Source organism: Pantoea sp. paga, assembly GCF_007558755.1.
Lineage (GTDB): Bacteria > Pseudomonadota > Gammaproteobacteria > Enterobacterales > Enterobacteriaceae > Pantoea > Pantoea agglomerans.
The window spans coordinates 66,212-86,820 of record NZ_VLTF01000007.1 but is presented as its reverse complement, the minus strand read 5'-3'; the positions used below and the strand labels follow the sequence as shown (position 1 = coordinate 86,820).

The following is a 20,609-nucleotide window of genomic DNA, read 5'->3' as shown; positions in this document are numbered from 1 at the left end:
AGCCGGACTTTTCAGACGGTAAAAAAGTCAGTTTATGGGATATACTGGCGGGCATTGTACTGTCTGCTATCTGGGCTTTTTTCATCGTCAGGAGAATATTTTTGCGCGTAAGCCGGTCACTTACGATAAAGCAGATGGCGACGGTTTCGCTGGTTGCGGTTATCACCATCAGCATCTTTATCGTCATCCAACTGTTTCATTTTGTGCAGCAGCGCAGGATTGACTACGCCCAGCAGATGGAGAATATTGCACACACCGTCCGCCAGCCGCTGTCGGAAGCGGTGCTACGCGCCGATATTTCTCAGGCCGAACGCATTCTCCATTCACTGAAACCTGCCGGTATTTTATCGCGCGCCGATGTGGTGCTGCCGAATGCGTTTCAGGCTCTGCATGCCGACTTCGAAACGGAGAAACCGGTGCCGCGTCTGGTGGCGCGACTGTTTGAGCTGCCGGTGCAGATTACCCTGCCGCTCTATTCAGTGGAAAATACCGGGATGCCGAAACCGCTGGCCTATCTGGTGCTGCAGGCTAACTCGACGCGCGTCTACCAGTTTATTCTCAGCACGCTCTCGACCATGATTATCACCTATCTGCTGCTGGCACTGATCCTGTCAGTGGCGATCAGCTGGTGTATCAACCGGCTGGTGGTGCATCCGCTGCGTAATCTCTCTCGGGAGCTGCAGGAGCTGCCGCCGCAGTCTATTCTGACGCATAAGCTGTCACTGCCGCAGAGCCACCGCGATGATGAAATCGGCATGCTCATCCGCAGCTACAACCGCAATCAGCAGGTGCTGGAGTCGATACATGATGAGATGAGCCGGCTGACCACCCATTTTCCCGTGACCGATCTGCCCAACCGTACCCTGTTTCTGGCGCTGGTCGAGCAGTTCATGAGCAGCCCGGAACAGCCGCTGGGGCTGATGGTGATCCGCATTGAAACCCTGCAGGAAGCCAATGGCGTATTGAGCGATGAGCAGCGCGATACGCTGATGCTGACGCTGGTGGAGAAGATCCGTAATACACTGGATGACCATACTCTGCTGGCGCAGACCGGGACCAGCGACTTTGTCCTGTTAATGAAGCGCGCCAGTAATCCGTTCCGCGCCCTGCGTCTGGCCCGTAACCTGATGATTCGCCTTAATCAGCCGGTCAACCTGTATCAGCTGCAGCTGCGTCCTAACGTCAGCATTGGTCTGGCGCTGCGCGACGATCAGCCGCTGAGCGCCAGTGATCTGCTTGGCCGCGCGACCTCAGCGATGATGTCGGCCCGCCATCAGGGCAAAAATCAGATCCTGTTCTTTGACGCCGCGTTAACCGAGCGCGCGCAAAAACGTCTGACCCAGGAGCATGACATTCTGCAGGGCCTGCACAATGAGCAGTTCGCCCTCTATCTGCAACCGCAGGTCGATATGCGCACCGGCACGTTAGTCGGCGCGGAAGCGCTGCTGCGTATGCGCCAGCCCGACGGCAGCTACGGTCTGACCGAAGAGTTTATTGCCAGTGCCGAAGAGATTGGCGTGATTAGCGCGATTGGCCGCTGGGTGTTTGAAGAGGCGTGCCGCATTCTGGCAGGCTGGCAGCGACAGGGCATTATGCTGCCGCTGAGTGTGAATATTTCCGCTGTGCAACTGCGTGACACGGGCGTGGTCTCGCATCTGCAATCCCTGCTGACGCGCCATCGCATCGCACCTGGCACCTTCGTGCTGGAAGTGACAGAAACGGCTCAGCTTGATGATGCTGAACAGGCGATATCGATGCTGCGGATGTTGCAGCAGACCGGCGTGGCCGTGGCTCTGGACGATTTCGGTATGGGCTACTCCAACCTTAACTATCTCCATCAGCTGAAAGCGCTGCCGGTTAACAAGCTGAAAATGGATCGCAGCTTCGTGGCGGCGCTGCCGCATGACGACACCATGGTCTGCATCGTGGCGGCCATCGCCGAGATTATCCATCTGGAGGTGATTGCCGAAGGTGTGGAGACAGCGGAACAACGTGACTGGCTGCTGGCGCGCGGTATCCATATCGGACAGGGCTATCTTTATGCTGAAGCGCTGCCTCTGACCCGATTCAATCAGGCATGGATTGAAAACTCCTCACTACCGCAATAATTGCCTGATTCATTGATTTTGCGAGAATTTTAGTTACAAAACCCCCTGCTGAAGCGTTTCAGTTCAGAATTACGATCCCCGGGTTTCCTGGGCGTTTGTCACCCTGTATTAATCACGTAAACAGAGTGTTATTTTCGGGTTACTGTCAGGCGCCACCTCTGTTGCCCGCCAGTCACAATAACGAATCCGACAACATCACCTCACGGCGTTAGTGGACACCTGTTTATGAAAACCTCACTTTTTAAAAGCCTTTATTTCCAGGTGCTGATGGCGATTGGCATCGGCGTTTTGTTAGGCCATTTTTACCCGGAGTTAGGGACCCAGATGAAGCCGCTGGGAGATGCCTTTGTTAAGTTAATCAAGATGATTATCGCCCCGGTGATTTTCTGTACCGTGGTGACCGGCATCGCTGGCATGGAAAGCATGAAAGCGGTAGGACGGACCGGCGCGGTTGCGCTGCTCTATTTTGAAATTGTCAGCACCATCGCGCTGATTATCGGCCTGATCGTGGTGAACGTAGTGCAGCCGGGTGCCGGGATGAACGTTGATCCTGCCACGCTGGATGCCAAAGCCGTGGCGATGTACGCCCAGCAGGCAGAACAGCAGGGTGTGGTCGCTTTCCTGCTGGATATTATCCCCAACAGCGTAATTGGCGCCTTTGCCAGTGGCAACATTCTGCAGGTGCTGCTGTTTGCCATTCTGTTTGGTTTTGCCCTGCATCGTCTGGGTAATACCGGCACGCTGATTTTCAACGTGATTGAAAGCTTCTCAAAAGTGATTTTCGGCATCATTAACATGATCATGCGTCTGGCACCGATAGGGGCATTTGGCGCGATGGCGTTCACTATCGGCAAGTATGGCGTGGGCTCACTGGTGCAGCTCGGCCAGCTGATTATCTGCTTCTATATCACCTGTATTCTGTTTGTGGTGATCGTGCTGGGACTGATTGCACGACTGTTCGCCGGATTCAGCATCTTTAAGTTCATCGCCTATATCAAAGAAGAGCTGCTGATTGTGCTGGGCACTTCCTCTTCCGAGTCTGCGCTGCCGCGCATGCTGGATAAGATGGAGAAGCTGGGCTGCAAGAAATCGGTAGTAGGGCTGGTGATCCCCACCGGTTACTCCTTTAACCTGGACGGCACCTCGATTTATCTGACCATGGCGGCAGTATTTATCGCTCAGGCGACCAATGCGCACATGGACATTTTCCATCAGATTACGCTGCTGGTGGTGCTGCTGCTCTCCTCCAAAGGCGCGGCGGGGGTAACCGGGAGCGGATTTATTGTGCTGGCCGCGACGCTCTCTGCGGTGGGACATTTGCCGGTGGCGGGTCTGGCGCTGATTCTTGGTATCGACCGCTTTATGTCCGAAGCCCGTGCGCTGACCAACCTGATCGGTAACGGTGTGGCGACCGTGGTGGTGGCGAAGTGGGTCGATCAGCTGGATCATAAACAGCTGACCGACACGCTGGCAGGCCGGAATAAGGAGAATAAAGCGTCTGAATCTTCAATTTAATCATTGAATTTCACTTAAATCCCCACAAATGCCCGCTGTCGCTTGCCCTGACAGCGGGCATTTGCATAATAAACCCCACTTGTTTTTTTTGACGTTTTTCACTTCGTTACGCGACATCCTGAGCTTCCTGTGGTCAAACACTTTGTTGTTGGATAACAGCGCGATTCGGCGCCAGCCGATTCGTTAATAACAGCGGCAATATGCGCCAGTGATAACGATATTTGAATTATTTGAGTAGGGGTTCACATGCAGGGCACCAGAATTCGGCTTTTGGTTGGTGGATTAGTGCTGGCAAGCAGCTTTGGTCTCCAGGCAGAAACGCTGCAACCGGATCCGGCCTGGCAGGAAGGCAAGCTGGATAATGGATTTAACTGGCAGTTACTGGCCACACCGCAACGCCCCAGTGACCGTATTGAACTGCGGCTGGTGGTGAATACCGGCTCGCTGGTGGAGAGTGCGCAACAGGCCGGCTTCAGCCATCTGCTGCCGCGTCTGGCGATGGTGCACAACACCGCGCTTGATAACAATCAGCAGCGCGCGCTATGGCAACAGGCGATGGATCCACAGCATCCGCTGCCACCTGTGATCACCTCCTATGATTCCACCCAATATAATCTGAGTCTGCCGAATAACCGCCCCGAGTTGCTGAAAGAAGCGCTGAACTGGCTGGCGGCCACGGCGGGCAATATGGCCATCACCGAACAGGTGGTCAACACCGCGCTGGCGGCATCGGATCCGGTGGCGACCTGGCCGAAAGATACCCAGGATGTCTGGTGGCGCTACCGCCTGAAAGGCTCCGCGCTGCTGGCGCATGATCCCGCAGCGCAACCACGCGTGCCGGTTGATTTAACCCAGCTCAATGATTTTTATCATCAGTGGTATACCCCGGATGCGATGACGCTCTACGTGGTAGGGAATGTCGACAGCCGCAACCTCTCTGAGCAGATCAATAAAACCTTCTCGGCGTTAACCGGTAAACGAGAAACGCCTGCGCCACTGCCCACCCTGTCGCCGCTGCCGCACGAGCCGGTAAATCTGGTCAGCAGCAACATGACGCAGGATCGCCTTTCGCTGGTGTGGGATACGCCGTGGCAACCGATTCGTGACTCCCAGAATCTGCAGCGTTACTGGCAGGGCGATCTGGCGCGTGAAGCGCTGTTCTGGCATGTCCAGCGTGCGCTCAGTGACAGCAAGGCTCAGGGCATACAGGTGGGATTTGATTGCCGTGTGCTCTATCAGCGTGCGCAGTGCTCCATCAACCTGGATGGACGCAACGAAAATCTGGCGCAGAATATGAACCTGGTGGCGCGTGAGCTGGCAAACGTGCGTGACAAAGGCTTGCCGCAGGAGGAGTTCGATGCGCTGATGGCGCAGAAGCTGCTGGAGCTGAACAAGCTGTTTACCACCTATGCCCGCACCGATACGGATGTGCTGATGAGCCAGCGCCTGCGCTCCCAGCAGAACGCCGTAGTCGATATCGCACCTGAGCAGTATCAGAAGCTGCGTCAGACTTTCCTGGCCGGCCTGACCCGCGAACAGTTAAACCAGGAGCTGCGTCAGCAGCTGACGCAGGAGCTGATGATGGTACTGATTCAGCCGGAAGGCGAAGCGGAAACCAACGTGAAGAGCCTGCAAAACAACTGGGACAAAGTGATGGCACCGCCAGCGGCACCGGCGACCAGCAATGAAGCCAGTCCGCCGGATAGTAACGTCAAAGACGTTCCGCCAGCCGCATAAAATCAGGTCTTTGCCCTGAGCCACTCGGTCACTAACATCGGCCAGCTGGCGAGGGGCAAATCTGCCACGCCGCGGATACCAAATCCGTGCCCGCCTTTCTGATAGAAATGCACCTCTGCCGGGACCTTATGCTCACGCAGCGCGCCAAAAAACGCCATGCTGTGATTCACGGATACATCATCATCGTCGGCTGCGTGGATCAACAGCGTCGGCGGCACCAGCGGATGAACCCGGGTTTCCATTGAATAAGCGTCAATGGTTTTCTGATCGGGCCAGGCACCCAGCAGGCGGGTTCTGGCTCCTTCATGGGCGATGCCGTCCCGCATGCTGATTACCGGATAGACCAGGACCATCGCATCCGGACGCGGCGAGAAGTTTTCTGCGCCATCCTGCACCGGATAGAGTTTCTCTGCGAAACGCGTACCCAGACTGGCAGCCACGTGGCCACCCGCCGAAAAGCCCATCATGACGATATATTTACCATTCAGGCCGCGCTGCGCCCGTTCACGCAGGACGCGTACCGCGCGCTGAGCATCGGCCAGCGGCGCGTCGGGGCCTTCGTGATGTCCATCATAGGGCAGGCGATAAGTCATCACCGCCAGGGTGTAACCCATTGAGGTAAAGAATGTCGCCAGGGCGCTGCCTTCACGATCGATCATCACGCGCTGATAGCCACCGCCCGGTGCGACCAGCAGGGTAATCCCGTTTGATTCGACCGGATGCCAGATCGCCATCTCCGGGCAACGCACGCCGGTAGCTGCCCGATCGTAAGGCTCATACTCTTTTGCCATGTCGACAATCTGCGGCTGGGCGCGCGAATCGCTGGCGCCTGGCGCATCACCGTGTGGCCAGATATTAATAATTTCTGTGTGCATAAATAGATCCTGATGCGGGGAATATTTTAATTGTTTTGTTCGCGGCCGGAGAGAACAGCGTCCTGCTGTCTTTTGATTAAAAGATGGTCTTTTTTCAGGCGGTCGTCCATCCGAAAAGGGGGGATCTGACCAGATTCGGACTATGCCTGGTGGTGGATCTGTTTATATAACTGATTAATTTTAATCAATAAATTATAAGGATGGTTGAAGGGGATTGCCGCAGGAAGTCCGTTATTAACCACTAATTTGCAGCTTAAGGTAAATGGCTGGCACGGCCCGCTTCGATAGCCGCAATTTACCGGATATCACGCTGTCTGCTGTTAAGGCGACATAATGATTTTAGCGCCAGAGTCACTCCCGCCACGCTGCAGAGGCTTAAGTGCCAGTCTCATTTGGGAATGATCAGCGTCGGATAGAAACAGGCAGTTTCCTGTTGGTTGATGGGGTTTAACATAATATCAGTCGTTCATTCACAACGGTAAGATGCATCCCATGTTTGATACCGATCTCTCCACCCGACAAACCTTTGGTCGCCTGTGGCCGACGATTTCTCCCTTCAGGCTGGGACTGCTGGTTGCGGGTGTTGCCCTGATCGTCAACGCCGCAATAGATCCATTTATGCTGACGTTACTGAAGACGCTGCTGGACGATGTCATTGGCAAAAACAATCACGGCATTCTGCGCTGGATGCCGCTGGTGATTATCGGGCTGATTCTGATCCGCGGTGTCAGCGGCTACATCTCCAGTTACTGCATCTCCTGGGTGTCAGGCAAAGTGGTGATGACCCTGCGTCGTCGCCTGTTCAGTCATATGATGGGCATGCCGGTGGCATTTTTTGATCAGCAGTCAACCGGCACGCTGCTCTCCCGTATCAGCTACGACTGCGAGCAGGTCGCCTCCTCCTCTTCCGGCTCGCTGGTGACGGTGGTGCGCGAAGGGGCCTCCATTGTTGGCCTGTTTGTGATGATGTTCTACTACAGCTGGCAGCTTTCACTGATCCTGCTGGTGCTGGCACCCATTGTGTCACTGGCGATCCGCATCGTCTCCAGACGCTTCCGCACAATCAGCAAGAATATGCAGAACACCATGGGGCAGGTGACGTCTCATGCAGAGCAGATGCTGAAAGGGCATAAAGAGGTACTGATGTTCGGCGGTCAGCAGGTCGAGACCTCCCGCTTTGAACAGGTCAGCAACAAAATGCGTCGCCAGGGAATGAAAATGGTCTCGGCGACCTCGCTATCCGATCCGATTATTCAGTTGCTCGCCTCCTCTGCGCTCGCCTTTGTGCTCTATGCAGCCAGTTTTCCGTCGGTCATGGCAACGCTGACGGCGGGATCCATCAGCGCGGTGTTTTCCGCCATGCTGATGCTGATGCGTCCGTTAAAGTCCCTGACCAACGTCAATGCCCAGTTCCAGCGCGGAATGGCAGCCTGTCAGACGCTGTTCGCGATCCTGGATACTGAACAGGAAAAGGATGAAGGTACCCGGGTGGCTGATCGCGCCACCGGGAATATTGAATTTCGCGATGTCACCTTTACTTATCCGGGATCGGAAACGCCTGCGTTGCAGCATATCAATCTGACCCTTCCCGCCGGTAAAACCGTGGCCCTGGTGGGCCGTTCCGGTTCGGGTAAATCGACTCTCGCCAGCCTGTTAACGCGTTTTTACGATATCGACAGCGGCGAAATTTTGCTGGATGGTCATGACCTGCGCGATTACACCCTGGCCTCACTGCGCGAGCAGGTGGCGCTGGTCTCTCAGCATGTTCACCTGTTCAATGACACGGTCGCCAATAACATTGCCTATGCCCGTACCGACGTCTTCAGTCGGGAGGCGATCGAAAAGGCGGCGCAGATGGCCCATGCCATGGAGTTTATTAATAAAATGGATAACGGGCTGGATACGGTGATTGGAGAGAATGGGGTGCTGCTGTCGGGTGGACAGCGTCAGCGCATCGCAATTGCCCGTGCCCTGCTGCGCGACAGTCCGATTCTGATCCTCGACGAAGCGACCTCGGCTCTGGACAGCGAGTCTGAACGCGCGATTCAGTCTGCACTGGAGACGCTACAGCAAAACCGGACCACGCTGATTATCGCTCACCGGCTCTCGACCATTGAAAAGGCAGATGAAATTCTGCTGGTGGAAGAGGGCAGGATTGTTGAGCGCGGCTCGCATCAGCAGCTGCTGCAAAAGAACGGCGCTTATGCCCGGCTTTATCAGATGCAGTTCAGTCAGCCACTTTGTGCGTAAGAGATGTTTGTGCCGAATGCCAAAGCAGAGTGAACCCAACAACAATTAATATGCTCAACTCACAGAAAGCCGGGTCAGAGGAGAAAAGTGTTACAGCCACCCAACCAGACGTTACCAACAGCCTAAAAAATGCGCCCTCAGGCGCATTTTCTGGCATCGGCACGTTCAGTGCCTGTATCAACGACGCTGGCTGCCGCTCTGTCAGTCAGGCATCGCCTCTGCCGGAATAATCGCGCCACGATGCTGAATCACGGTGCTGGCAGTCAGATGTCCGCGCTGCGCGGCGACCTCTGCAGAAGCGCCGGTCAGACGGCGAGCCAGATAACCGGCACTGAACGAATCACCGGCTGCGGTGGTATCGATCACTTTCTCTTTCGCCAGACGAACCGCAGGCACATCAATCAGCGGCGCATCGCCGGTGACCACCAGGCAGGAGTCTGCACCGCGCTTAATCACGATTTCGCTGGCACCCGCCTGACGGGTACGCGCGATAACGTCATCCAGCGGCTCTTCGCCCCAGAGCAGATGTTCATCATCCAGTGTCAGGAAGGCGATATCGGTACAGTTGAGCATGGCGCGATAAGCGGCCTGTGTGCTGGCCCGATCGGCCCATAAACGTGGGCGGTAGTTGTTATCGAAAATTACTTTGCCGCCATTAGCCCGGCAGCGAGCCAGCAGCAGCATCAGCTTTTCACGACTGGCAGGCGACAGAATCGCCAGGCTGATGCCGCTGAGGTAGAGATAATCGTATTGCGACAGCTGTTCAGCTATCTCTGCGGATTGCGGACTGTCGAGCCAGTAACGCGCGGCGGCATCACTGCGCCAGTACCAGAAGGTACGCTCACCGTCGGCATCGGTTTCAATGAAATACAGGCCCGGCATTTTATTATCGAGCCGCTGAATCAGGTCGGTATTGACCTTCTCCTGCTGCCAGGCTGCGATCATTTGATCGCTGAACGAATCCGTACCCAGCGCAGTGACATAATCGACCCGTAACTGCTGCTCATCAACCTGGCGGGCGAGATAAACGGCCGTATTGAGCGTATCGCCGCCAAAGCCACGTTTAATGTTCTCACCCTTTTCGGACAGCTCAATCATGCATTCGCCGATGATGGCGATTTTTTTCTGCGTCATGGTTTCAGACCTGTAGTGAAATATCGCCTTAGTCTCGCGTCTGGTATGGCAGACGTCAATGGTTTTAAAACGGTGTTTTAATTTACCTTTAAAGGTGACCATTAGCCCCGGTCTCGGGGATAAACGCCGGGAATGTCGGCTTTTTTTACCGCTTATGCTAACGAAATGGCTGATAAACCCCCTTTTCTGAATTGAATCATCTTACTATCCCGCTTCCCTGATGCCGTTGCCCGTGGTCTCGACTATCTTTAACGCAGACCGTGAATGTGCAAGGAGAAAGCGTAATGTCGCGTACCGGGAAAATAGTCAGCTGGGTAGCAGGAATTCTGGTGTTGTTGATCGTGGTGATTATCGTCGTCATCGCGACCTTTGACTGGAATCGCCTGAAGCCCACCATTAATCAAAAAGTTTCAACCGAGTTAAACCGTCCCTTTGCGATACGCGGGGATCTGGGTATCGACTGGGCACGAAATCGCGACGAGGCAGGCTGGCGGCGCTGGATGCCGTGGCCGCAGATCCATGCGGAAGATATCATGCTGGGGAATCCGCCTGATATTGCTGACGTCACCATGGTACATCTGCAGCGGGTCGATGCCACATTGTCACCGCTGTCGCTGCTGCACAAAGAACTGTTCATCCCATGGATTAAATTGCAGCGGCCGGATGCGCGTCTGATCCAGACCGCGGATAAAAAGAACAACTGGACCTTTACTCTTGCCGATAGCGGCAAGGATGAGAAGAGTGCTGCGCCATCGGCCTGGTCATTCCGTCTGGATAATATTCTGTTCGATCAGGGCCAGATTCGTTATCGCGACGCCATTAACCGCGCAGATGTCACGGTGCAGGTTAATCCGCTGGGTAAACCGGTGCCGTATACGCAGATTGCCGGAGGCAATGATCAGCAGAAGGGCGCAGGCGACTTCGTCTTTGGCTGGCAGGCGAAGGGCACTTATAACAATGAGTCACTCAGCGGCGACGGTAAGATTGGCGGCATGCTGTCACTGCGCAGTCAGAACACCCCGTTCCCGATTGAGGCCGATCTGCGCAACGGCAGCACGCGGGTTCAGGTGACCGGCGGTCTGCAGGATCCGATGAACCTCGGCGGGCTTAACGTGCGACTGCGCTTCTCGGGCGATACGCTGGCGAATCTCTATGGCCTGACCGGCGTCCTGCTGCCTGACACGCCACCTTATGAAACCGACGGCCATCTGATTGCTAAATTCAGCGGCGAAAAGGGCGCGGTCTACCGCTATGAGAAATTCAACGGACATATTGGCGACAGCGATATTCATGGTTCGCTGATCTACAGTCAGGTCAAACCTCGCCCGACACTCAGCGGCGAACTGACCTCTGAGCAACTGCGCATGGCCGATCTGGGGCCGCTGATTGGCGTCGACTCTGGCAAAGGCAGTGAAAAAACGGCGCAGGCCAAAGCCCGGCGCGGTGAGAAATCGAATCAGCCCGCAGACCGCGTGCTGCCACATGATAAATTCGACACCAAAAACTGGGACGTAATGGATGCCGACGTGAAGTTCAGCGGCAAACGGATCGAACACAGCAATTCACTGCCGTTAAGCGATCTCTATACCCATTTGCAGCTGAAAAACGGTGATCTGCTGCTGGACCCGCTGCGCTTTGGTGTGGCGGGCGGCAATCTCAACAGCACCATCCGGCTGGAGGGCGATCACTCGCCGATGCGTGGTCGGGTTGATCTTCATGTCCGTAAGCTGCAGCTGCGTCAGCTCTTCCCGAATGTGGAGGCGATGAAGAACAGCCGTGGCCAGCTCAATGGCGATGCCAGCTTTACCGGCACCGGTAACTCCGTAGCCGATCTGCTGGCGACCAGCAACGGGCAACTTAAGCTGCTGATGAATGATGGCCTGATTAGCCGCAGCCTGATGGAAATTGCCGGACTCAACGTCGGTAACTACGTGGTGGGCAAACTGTTTGGCGATGACCAGGTGCGCATCAACTGCGCCGCCACCGATCTCAAACTGCAGAACGGTGTGGCGACGCCTAACCTGTTTGTGTTTGATACCGAGAACGCGATTATCAATGTGTCAGGCAACGCGAACTTCGCCAGTGAGCGGCTGGATCTGTCGGTGAATCCGGAGAGTAAGGGTGTCCGCATCGTAACGCTGCGCTCCCCGCTCTACGTGCGCGGCACCTTTAAAAATCCTGATGCGGGCGTGAAAACGGGGCCACTGCTGGCACGTGGTGCCGCTGCAGTGGCACTGGGCGCAGTAGTCGGCCCGGCGGCGGCGCTGCTGGCACTGATCTCTCCTAGTGATAACGAAGACAACCAGTGCAGCACCGTCCTGCAGCAGATGAAGCAGAAGAAGTAACTAGTTGCGATAGAGCACTTTGATAATGTGATAACCAAAGCCGGTCTTTACCGGCCCGTAAGGCGTCAGCAGCGGGCAGGTAAAGACCGCTTTATCAAAGGCTGGCACCATCTGTCCCTGCCGGAACTCACTCAGATCGCCGCCATTCCGGCCAGAAGGACAGGTTGAGTGCTTCTTTGCCAGCTGCTGGAAATTGCCACCCTTCGCCAGTTTCGCCAGAATCTCTTTTGCCAGCGCTTCCTCTTTGACCAGGATGTGTAAAGCCGCCGCGGTTTTCGCCATGTTGGTATCTCGGTTGTGTATAATTGCCGCCCAGTATAAACCCCTTTCTTTTGATTCAATCAGGCGATTTCTCCTATGCGTTTAAACCCCAGCCAACAACGTGCCGTCGAATTTGTTACCGGTCCCTGTCTGGTGCTGGCGGGCGCGGGATCGGGCAAAACCCGCGTGATTACCAATAAAATCGCCCATCTGATCCGTGAATGCGGCTATCAGGCGCGCCACATCGCTGCAGTGACCTTTACCAATAAAGCCTCGCGCGAAATGAAAGAGCGTGTGGCGCAGACGCTGGGCCGCAAAGAGGCGCGCGGCCTGCTGATCTCCACCTTCCATACGCTGGGGCTGGAGATCATCAAACGCGAAACGGCGGCGCTGGGCATGAAGTCAAACTTCTCGCTGTTCGACGATCAGGATCAGCTCGCCCTGCTGAAAGAGCTGACAAAAGAGTGGCTGGAAGAGGATAAGACGCTGCTACAGCAGCTCATCTCCACCATCTCGAACTGGAAAAATGATCTGATCGATCCGCAGGGCGCCGCCGCGCTGGCACGATCGCAGCAGGATAATATTTTTGCTCACTGCTACGCCCTCTACAGCCAGCATCTTAAGTCGTGCAACGTGCTCGATTTCGACGATTTGATTCTGCTGCCGACGCTGCTGCTGCAGCGTAATCAGGAGGTGCGTGAACGCTGGCAGCAGCGTATCCGCTATCTGCTGGTGGATGAGTATCAGGATACCAACACCAGCCAGTATGAACTGGTTAAGCTGCTGGTGGGCGCGCGGGCGCGCTTCACGGTGGTGGGCGATGATGATCAGTCTATCTACTCCTGGCGCGGCGCACGCCCGCAGAATCTGGTGCTGCTGAATCAGGATTTCCCGGCGCTGGAGGTGGTGAAGCTGGAGCAGAACTACCGCTCTTCGCAGCGTATACTGAAAGCGGCAAATATCCTGATTGCCAATAACCCGCACGTCTTTGAGAAGCGGCTCTTTTCGGAGCTGGGGCAGGGCAGCGAGCTGAAGGTGCTTACTGCCAACAGTGAAGAGCATGAAGCGGAGCGGGTCACCGGCGAGCTCATCGCGCATCACTTTATCAACCGGACGCAGTACAAAGATTACGCCATTCTTTATCGTGGCAACCATCAGTCCCGGACCTTTGAAAAGTTTCTGATGCAGAACCGCATCCCTTATCGCATCTCTGGCGGTACCTCGTTCTTCTCACGGCCCGAGATCAAAGATCTGCTCGCCTATCTGCGCGTGCTGACCAATCCTGAGGATGACAGCGCGTTTCTGCGCATCGTCAATACGCCGCGCCGTGAGATTGGCCCGGCCACGCTGCAGAAGCTCGGTGAGTGGGCCAACCTGCGCAGCAAGAGCCTGTTTAACGCCAGTTTTGATGTCGGTCTGGGGCAGACGCTGAGTGGCCGCGGTCTGGAGCATCTGCAGCGGTTTACCCACTGGCTGAATGAGATTATCCAGCTGACCGAACGTGAGCCGGTAAACGCAGTGCGTGATTTGATTCGCGGCATCGACTACGAAAGCTGGCTGTTCGAAACCTCCGGCAGCCCGAAAGCCGCAGAGATGCGGATGAAGAACGTCAACACGCTGTTTCAGTGGATGACCGAGATGCTGGAGGGCAGCGATATCGATGAGCCGATGACGCTGGCGCAGGTGGTGACGCGCTTTACCCTGCGCGACATGATGGAGCGCGGTGAAAGCGATGAAGAGCTGGATCAGGTGCAGCTGATGACGCTGCACGCCTCCAAAGGGCTGGAGTTCCCCTATGTGTTCCTGGTGGGCATGGAGGAGGGGCTGTTACCGCATCAGAGCAGTATCGATGAAAATAATATCGAAGAGGAGCGTCGCCTGGCCTACGTGGGGATCACACGGGCGCAGAAAGAGCTGACCTTTACCCTGTGTCGCGAACGCCGGCAATATGGCGAATTGATCCGGCCGGAGCCGAGCCGTTTTCTGCTGGAACTGCCGCAGGACGATCTGCAATGGGAAACTGAGCGCAAAGTGGTCAGTGCGGAGGAGCGGATGAAAACCGGTCAGAGCCGGGTGGCCGGTCTGAGAGCGATGCTGGATAAGGCGAAAAAGAGTTAAACCGGTGCAGGAGGCGAAAGAGATTCGCCTCACGCGACGGCAATTACGACAGGGTTAATAACCAGTGGACGTAAGACTGATAATGGCTTTCCTGCTCCAGCAGCTCACTGCGCAACGGATGCGCCTCCAGCCAGCCCGCGGGCAGGGTCAGATGCAGGGCATCATCGTCTGCCTGTAGCCGCACCGCAGGCAGGGTGTCATCGCGACGACGGGTGGAGAAAATAATCGCCAGCCGGAGCAGACGGCACATCCGTTCCGCCAGCCGCGGCGGCAGGGCATTCTGCTGAGTCAGCAAAGCCAGATCGATGCTGCCGCTCTGGTTTTGCAGTAAACAGGCCAGCAGCTTCTTCTGCGCCGGTGTGAAACCAGGAAGATCGAGGTGACGTACCAGATACGCCGCATGCTGCGGCGCATGACGGAAGTCAACGCTCAGGCCGATTTCGTGAATCGCGCAGGCGCTGAGCAGCAACTCACGACAGCGCTGATCCAGCTTCCACAACGTGGAAACCTGACGGAAAAAGCTCTCCGCCAGCTGACGCACGCGATCCGCCTGCTCAACATCAATGCTGAAACGGCGCTGGACGTTGTGTAGCGTACGGGTACGGATATCCCGGTCGATGGGCAGATGCAGCATGCCGTAGACCAGTCCTTCACGCAGTGCGCCGCCCGCCAGCGTCATGCTATCGATACTGAGCTCCTGGAAGATGGCGATCAGAATCGACAGGCCGCTGGGGAACACCAGCGCCCGCTCCAGCGTCAATCCTTCGATTTCCAGCTCTTCCAGTTTGCCGCACTGAATGGCGCGCTGCTTCAGCTGCTGCAGCTTATTCAGCGTGATGCGCTCATCCATGCCCTGCGCCACCATGATCTCCTGCAGTGCCTGAACCGTGCCTGAAGCACCAACACAGGCCTGCCAGCCCTGCTCACGCAGCTGCGCTGCAATGGGCTGGATCATCTCACGTGCCGCCAGCTCGGCCTGGTCAAAGTTCTCTTTTGCCAGATGACGATCGCTGAAGAAGCGCTCCAGCCACGTCACACAGCCCATCGACAGACTGAACAACACCGACGCGTGCGAACCATCGCCGGTAGCCAGCTCGGTGCTGCCGCCGCCGATATCGACCACTAAACGCTGGTCGGAACCGCCGGTGGTGTGGGCCACGCCCTGATAAATCAGGCGCGCCTCTTCTTCACCGCTGATGACGTTGATGGTACAGCCAAGGATCTGTTGGGCGGTGTCGAGGAAGGTCTGCGCATTGGCAGCCAGACGCAGCGTGGCGGTCGCCACCACGCGAATCTGATCGGGGGGAATATCCTGCAGTTGTTCAGAGAACAGTCTGAGGCATTGCCAGCCCCGCGACATCGCGTCGGCTGACAACAGGTTATTTTTATCCAGACCGGCAGCAAGGCGAACCTTGCGCTTAATTTTTGCAACGGTCTGGATACTGCCAGAGACCTCACGCACCACCAACATATGAAAGCTGTTAGACCCTAAATCAATCGCTGCATAAAGTGACGATGCGCTTAGCATGGTGGCCTTAACCTGAACGTTTACGGTTGTTGTTGCGTGGAGCACCGCGACGATTGGCGTTATTCCCTCCGCGACGCGGGCCATTGCCGGAACGGCTACGTTGCAGACGCTTAGGCGGCGGTAAATCCGTTAACAACGCTTCGCTGCTGTACTTGCTGACCGGGATGCTGTGGCCGATGTACTCTTCAATGGAAGGCAGGTTCAGCGCGTACTCTTCACAGGCCAGGCTGATTGAATGACCGCTGGCGCCCGCGCGACCGGTACGGCCAATGCGGTGAACGTAATCTTCACAGTCGTCTGGCAGATCGTAGTTAAAGACGTGGGTAACAGCCGGGATATGCAGACCGCGAGCAGCCACGTCAGTGGCGACCAGAATATCCACATCACCTTTGGTGAAGTCATCCAGAATGCGCAGGCGCTTCTTCTGAGCAACGTCGCCGGTCAGCAGGCCGACACGATGTCCATCGGCAGCCAGGTGGCCCCAGATATCTTCACAGCGGTGCTTGGTGTTGGCGAAAATAATGGCGCGATCGGGCCACTCTTCTTCCAGCAGGGTCTGCAACAGGCGCATTTTCTCTTCGTTAGACGGATAGAAAAGCTCTTCCTGAATGCGATGGCCGGTTTTCTGTTCTGGTTCCACTTCCACATATTCAGCACTGTTCATGTGCTCAAACGCCAGTTCACGAACGCGGTAGGAGAGGGTCGCCGAGAACAGCATGCTCAGACGCTGAGTCGCCGGCGGCATGCGACGGAACAGCCAGCGAATATCTTTAATAAAGCCGAGATCGAACATGCGATCGGCTTCGTCCAGCACCATGACCTGAATAGCACCGAGGTTGACGTGATTCTGTTTCGCGTAGTCGATCAGGCGACCGGTGGTAGCCACCAGAATATCAACGCCCTGCTCCAGCACTTTAAGCTGTTTGTCATAACCGTCTCCGCCATAGGCGAGACCCAGTTTCAGGCCGGTTGAGGCGGTAAGGGGTTCTGCATCTGCATGAATCTGCACAGCAAGTTCACGCGTCGGCGCAAGAATTAATGCCCGTGGCTGGTTAACCTGACGACCTTCCGCCGCAGGATGAGAGAGAAGATGATGAAACGTTGACGTCAGAAACGCCATCGTTTTGCCGGTACCGGTTTGCGCCTGGCCTGCAACATCACGCCCTGAAAGCGTAAAAGGCAGAGCTAACGCCTGAATCGGCGTGCAGTATTGAAAGCCTTTAGTATCAAGGGCTTCCACCACTTTTGGGTGCAGGGCGAAGTCGGAAAACTTCTGTTCAGTTAAGTGTGTTTTGCTCATAGTGTGGTAGAATATCAGCTTACTATCGCTTTACGAAAGCGTATCCGATGAAATAAAGTCAACCAACATTGGTATATTTTACGCCAATTCGCCAGGCATAATCTTGTGGAGTAAAACATGAGCAGCGATAAAATCGTTCATCTGACTGATGACAGTTTCGACACCGACGTGCTGAAAGCCGACGGCGTTACACTGGTAGATTTCTGGGCTGAATGGTGCGGTCCTTGCAAAATGATCGCGCCAATCCTTGATGAAGTTGCAGAAGAGTATGATGGCAAGCTGACCATCGCTAAGCTGAATATTGATGATAACCCAGGCACGGCACCGAAGTATGGCATTCGTGGTATCCCGACGCTGCTGCTGTTTAAAAATGGCGAAGTCGCCGCGACCAAAGTGGGCGCGCTGTCTAAAGGCCAGCTGAAAGAGTTCCTGAACGCCAATCTGGCGTAATTCAGGGCTGAATGTCCGGCAGTGGTGAATTTATCTCCTGCTGCTGGACGTTCGCTTTCAGGCGTGCTAATTTACCAAAACTGCATTACGAACTTACCTTGTAGTTAGCATCTAAAAGTTTTCCCTTGTTGAACCCTGTCGCCCTGTACCTTATAAAGATAGAACGGTTCAGCAATCTTACGGTTAGCTCCAACTCTGGCATCACATTCGGACATCTCCCTGCATACCGATCGCCATTCCATACGATGATCGTCAGGAAGAGCCGAAAAGAGCCATTAACGGCATGGATTAGTTGCCATACCATTCACGACAAACATTCCGAGTATTACCCCGAGTTTAAGAACCCATCACTATGAATCTTACCGAATTAAAGAATACGCCGGTTGCTGAGCTGGTTACTCTCGGCGAAAATATGGGACTGGAAAACCAGGCTCGTATGCGCAAGCAGGACATTATCTTTTCAATCCTGAAGCAGCACGCGAAAAGCGGCGAAGACATCTTCGGTGATGGCGTGCTGGAGATCCTTCAGGATGGATTTGGATTCCTCCGTTCCGGAGACAGCTCCTACCTCGCCGGCCCTGATGATATCTACGTTTCCCCTAGTCAAATCCGCCGCTTCAACCTCCGCACTGGTGACACCATCTCTGGCAAAATCCGTCCACCGAAAGAGGGTGAACGTTATTTTGCGCTGCTGAAAGTTAACGAAGTTAACTACGACAAGCCGGAAAATGCGCGTAATAAGATTCTGTTCGAAAACCTCACGCCGCTGCACGCAAATAAACGTCTGCGTATGGAGCGGGGTAATGGCTCAACGGAAGATTTAACCGCTCGCGTACTGGATCTGGCATCGCCAATTGGTCGTGGCCAGCGTGGTCTGATTGTTGCACCACCGAAAGCCGGTAAAACCATGCTGCTGCAGAACATCGCGCAGAGCCTGGCGCACAACTATCCGGACTGTACCCTGATGGTACTGCTGATCGATGAGCGCCCGGAAGAAGTAACCGAGATGCAGCGTCTGGTGAAAGGCGAAGTTATCGCCTCAACCTTCGATGAGCCAGCTTCACGCCACGTTCAGGTTGCTGAAATGGTGATCGAGAAGGCCAAGCGTCTGGTTGAACACAAGAAAGATGTCATCATCCTGCTCGACTCCATTACACGTCTGGCGCGTGCCTACAACACCGTGGTTCCGGCTTCAGGTAAAGTCCTGACCGGTGGTGTGGATGCCAACGCCCTGCATCGTCCAAAGCGTTTCTTTGGTGCTGCACGTAACGTGGAAGAGGGCGGCAGCCTGACCATCATCGCGACTGCGCTGGTTGATACCGGTTCGAAGATGGATGAAGTGATTTACGAAGAGTTTAAAGGTACCGGTAACATGGAACTGCATCTCGCCCGTAAAATCGCTGAAAAACGCGTCTTCCCTGCTATTGATTACAATCGCTCTGGTACGCGTAAAGAAGAGCTGCTCACCTCTCAGGAAGAGCTGCAGAAGATGTGGATCCTGCGTAAGATTATTCACCCGATGGGCGAAATCGACGCAATGGAATTCCTCATCAACAAGCTGGCGATGACCAAAACTAATGATGAATTCTTCGATATGATGAAGCGTTCTTAATCCGATACTGCCTGGCCGAACCTCAGATTCGGCTTTTTTAGTCCAGATGCGCAGAAAATCGACCTCACGCCACGTCTCAACGTGGCGTTTTTCATTTGTGAGCTATAGGATTGAACACTGGCAGGAGCATTTATAATGACTGTGGTAGCGATGGCGAACTTTTGACCGTTCGTCTGTCTCTTTATGCAGAATTCGGAATCCGACACAGCGATAGGCGCGTTTTTTCGCGTATTGTTGTGCGGGATGTTAGCTGAGAGCGTTTAACGTGAATTTACTCACTATGAGTACTGAGCTTGGTTTAATTTTTCTCTTTTCCCTGGCTTTCCTCTTTTTTGCTCGAAAAGCGGCTAAAAAAATTGGTTTAGTTGATAAGCCTAACTCACGTAAACGCCATCATGGCGCGATTCCGTTGGTGGGCGGCATTTCTGTGTTCGCAGGTATCTGCTTTACGTTTGCCATTACCAACTACTATCTGCCCCACGCGCTGCTCTATCTGGGCTGCGCCGGTGTTCTGGTGCTGGTTGGCGCACTGGATGACCGTTTCGATATCAGCGTCAAAATTCGTGCGGTGGTGCAGGCCATTGTCGCGCTGGTGATGATGTTTGGCGCAAAACTCTATCTGCTTAGCCTGGGCTTTATCGTCGGCCCGTTCGAGCTTATCGTGGGGCCCTTCGGTTATGTGCTGACGCTGTTTGCCGTCTGGGCCGCGATCAACGCCTTTAATATGGTGGATGGGATCGACGGTCTGCTGGGCGGACTCTCCTCGGTCACTTTTGCCGCCATGGGGATCATCCTCTACTTCGACGGCCAGACCAGCCTCGCGATGTGGTGTTTTGCGATGATTGCCGCCACGCTGCCCTATATCCTGCTTAACCTCGGCTTCCTTGGCCGTCGCTTCAAAGTTTTTATGGGCGATGCCGGCAGCACCATGATCGGGTTCACCATTATCTGGATTCTGCTGGAAACGACGCAGGGTCTGAGCCATCCCATTACGCCCGTTACCGCACTGTGGCTTATCGCCATTCCCCTGATGGATATGGTGGCGATTATGTATCGTCGCCTGCGTAAAGGCATGAGTCCGTTCTCGGCTGATCGTCAGCACATCCACCATCTGATTATGCGTGCCGGTTTTACCTCCCGTCAGGCCTTTGTGCTGATTACCGTTGCGGCGGCCATTCTCGCCGGTATCGGTGTGCTGGGTGAATATCTGGCATTTATCCCGGAGTGGGTGATGCTGCTGCTGTTCCTGGGCGCGTTTATGGTTTACGGCTACTGCCTCAAACATGCGTGGCGCGTGGCGCGACGTGTCCGCCGCATTAAGCGCCGTCTGAGCCATCATCGCGAAGCAAAAAACAAATTACCCTGAAAAGAGCTGA

General features: G+C 55.1%; 14 protein-coding genes. 9 read left to right on the top strand and 5 right to left on the bottom strand.

Features of this window, described 5'->3' with window-relative positions:
- Window positions 1–101 precede the first annotated feature (101 nt).
- From hmsP to FOV68_RS17580, 3 genes are all read left to right on the top strand, one after another.
- Complete coding sequence (gene hmsP / locus FOV68_RS17595; RefSeq protein WP_074399951.1) at window positions 102–2,108, top strand: biofilm formation regulator HmsP; 2,007 nt, start codon at window positions 102–104, stop codon at window positions 2,106–2,108.
- 225 nt (window positions 2,109–2,333) lie between these two features.
- Entirely contained in the window at window positions 2,334–3,623 is a 1,290-nt protein-coding gene (locus FOV68_RS17590) for a dicarboxylate/amino acid:cation symporter (protein ID WP_031590319.1), read from the top strand.
- Between the two features lie 246 nt (window positions 3,624–3,869).
- Window positions 3,870–5,360, top strand: coding sequence for a pitrilysin family protein (locus FOV68_RS17580; protein WP_031590318.1), 1,491 nt, complete (start codon window positions 3,870–3,872; stop codon window positions 5,358–5,360).
- A gap of 2 nt (window positions 5,361–5,362) precedes the next feature.
- Here FOV68_RS17580 and FOV68_RS17575 read toward each other — a convergent pair whose 3' ends face one another.
- Complete coding sequence (locus FOV68_RS17575) at window positions 5,363–6,235, bottom strand: alpha/beta hydrolase (RefSeq protein WP_010671660.1); 873 nt, start codon at window positions 6,233–6,235, stop codon at window positions 5,363–5,365.
- A 492-nt stretch (window positions 6,236–6,727) separates the two neighbouring features.
- Between FOV68_RS17575 and msbA the strand changes: the two genes are divergently transcribed.
- Window positions 6,728–8,485: a lipid A ABC transporter ATP-binding protein/permease MsbA gene (msbA, locus tag FOV68_RS17570; protein WP_370513291.1), complete on the top strand. Its 1,758-nt coding sequence runs from the start codon at window positions 6,728–6,730 to the stop codon at window positions 8,483–8,485.
- A gap of 201 nt (window positions 8,486–8,686) precedes the next feature.
- Here the strand turns inward: msbA and FOV68_RS17565 are convergent, their stop codons facing one another.
- The gene (locus FOV68_RS17565; protein ID WP_033767627.1) at window positions 8,687–9,619 is read right to left on the bottom strand and encodes a sugar kinase; all 933 of its coding nucleotides are present in this window, start codon (window positions 9,617–9,619) and stop codon (window positions 8,687–8,689) included.
- A gap of 284 nt (window positions 9,620–9,903) precedes the next feature.
- Here FOV68_RS17565 and FOV68_RS17560 point away from each other — a divergent pair, with 284 nt between their 5' ends.
- Window positions 9,904–11,964: an AsmA family protein gene (locus FOV68_RS17560; protein WP_143991279.1), complete on the top strand. Its 2,061-nt coding sequence runs from the start codon at window positions 9,904–9,906 to the stop codon at window positions 11,962–11,964.
- Here FOV68_RS17560 and ppiC read toward each other — a convergent pair whose 3' ends face one another.
- Window positions 11,965–12,246 (bottom strand): peptidylprolyl isomerase PpiC, encoded by a 282-nt coding sequence (gene ppiC, locus FOV68_RS17555; protein ID WP_143991278.1) that lies wholly within the window; start codon window positions 12,244–12,246, stop codon window positions 11,965–11,967.
- 75 nt (window positions 12,247–12,321) lie between these two features.
- On the opposite strand from ppiC, the gene rep reads away from it, so the two are divergent.
- Window positions 12,322–14,343 (top strand): DNA helicase Rep, encoded by a 2,022-nt coding sequence (rep, locus tag FOV68_RS17550; protein WP_010257384.1) that lies wholly within the window; start codon window positions 12,322–12,324, stop codon window positions 14,341–14,343.
- A 43-nt stretch (window positions 14,344–14,386) separates the two neighbouring features.
- Here the strand turns inward: rep and gppA are convergent, their stop codons facing one another.
- Together gppA and rhlB are read right to left on the bottom strand one after the other, a co-directional pair.
- Window positions 14,387–15,871 (bottom strand): guanosine-5'-triphosphate,3'-diphosphate diphosphatase, encoded by a 1,485-nt coding sequence (gppA, locus tag FOV68_RS17545; protein ID WP_010671664.1) that lies wholly within the window; start codon window positions 15,869–15,871, stop codon window positions 14,387–14,389.
- A gap of 7 nt (window positions 15,872–15,878) precedes the next feature.
- Window positions 15,879–17,171, bottom strand: a complete 1,293-nt coding sequence (gene rhlB / locus FOV68_RS17540) for an ATP-dependent RNA helicase RhlB (protein WP_022624852.1) — start codon at window positions 17,169–17,171, stop codon at window positions 15,879–15,881.
- Window positions 17,172–17,288: 117 nt separating this feature from the next.
- Here rhlB and trxA point away from each other — a divergent pair, with 117 nt between their 5' ends.
- The 3 genes from trxA to wecA all read left to right on the top strand — a co-directional run bounded on the left by trxA (window position 17,289) and on the right by wecA (window position 20,599).
- Window positions 17,289–17,621: a thioredoxin TrxA gene (trxA, locus tag FOV68_RS17535; RefSeq protein WP_003851963.1), complete on the top strand. Its 333-nt coding sequence runs from the start codon at window positions 17,289–17,291 to the stop codon at window positions 17,619–17,621.
- Window positions 17,622–17,973: 352 nt separating this feature from the next.
- On the top strand, window positions 17,974–19,233 hold the full coding sequence (gene rho, locus FOV68_RS17530) for a transcription termination factor Rho (RefSeq protein WP_010257369.1): 1,260 nt from the start codon (window positions 17,974–17,976) through the stop codon (window positions 19,231–19,233).
- A 280-nt stretch (window positions 19,234–19,513) separates the two neighbouring features.
- Complete coding sequence (wecA, locus tag FOV68_RS17525; RefSeq protein WP_022624853.1) at window positions 19,514–20,599, top strand: UDP-N-acetylglucosamine--undecaprenyl-phosphate N-acetylglucosaminephosphotransferase; 1,086 nt, start codon at window positions 19,514–19,516, stop codon at window positions 20,597–20,599.
- Window positions 20,600–20,609 lie beyond the last annotated feature (10 nt).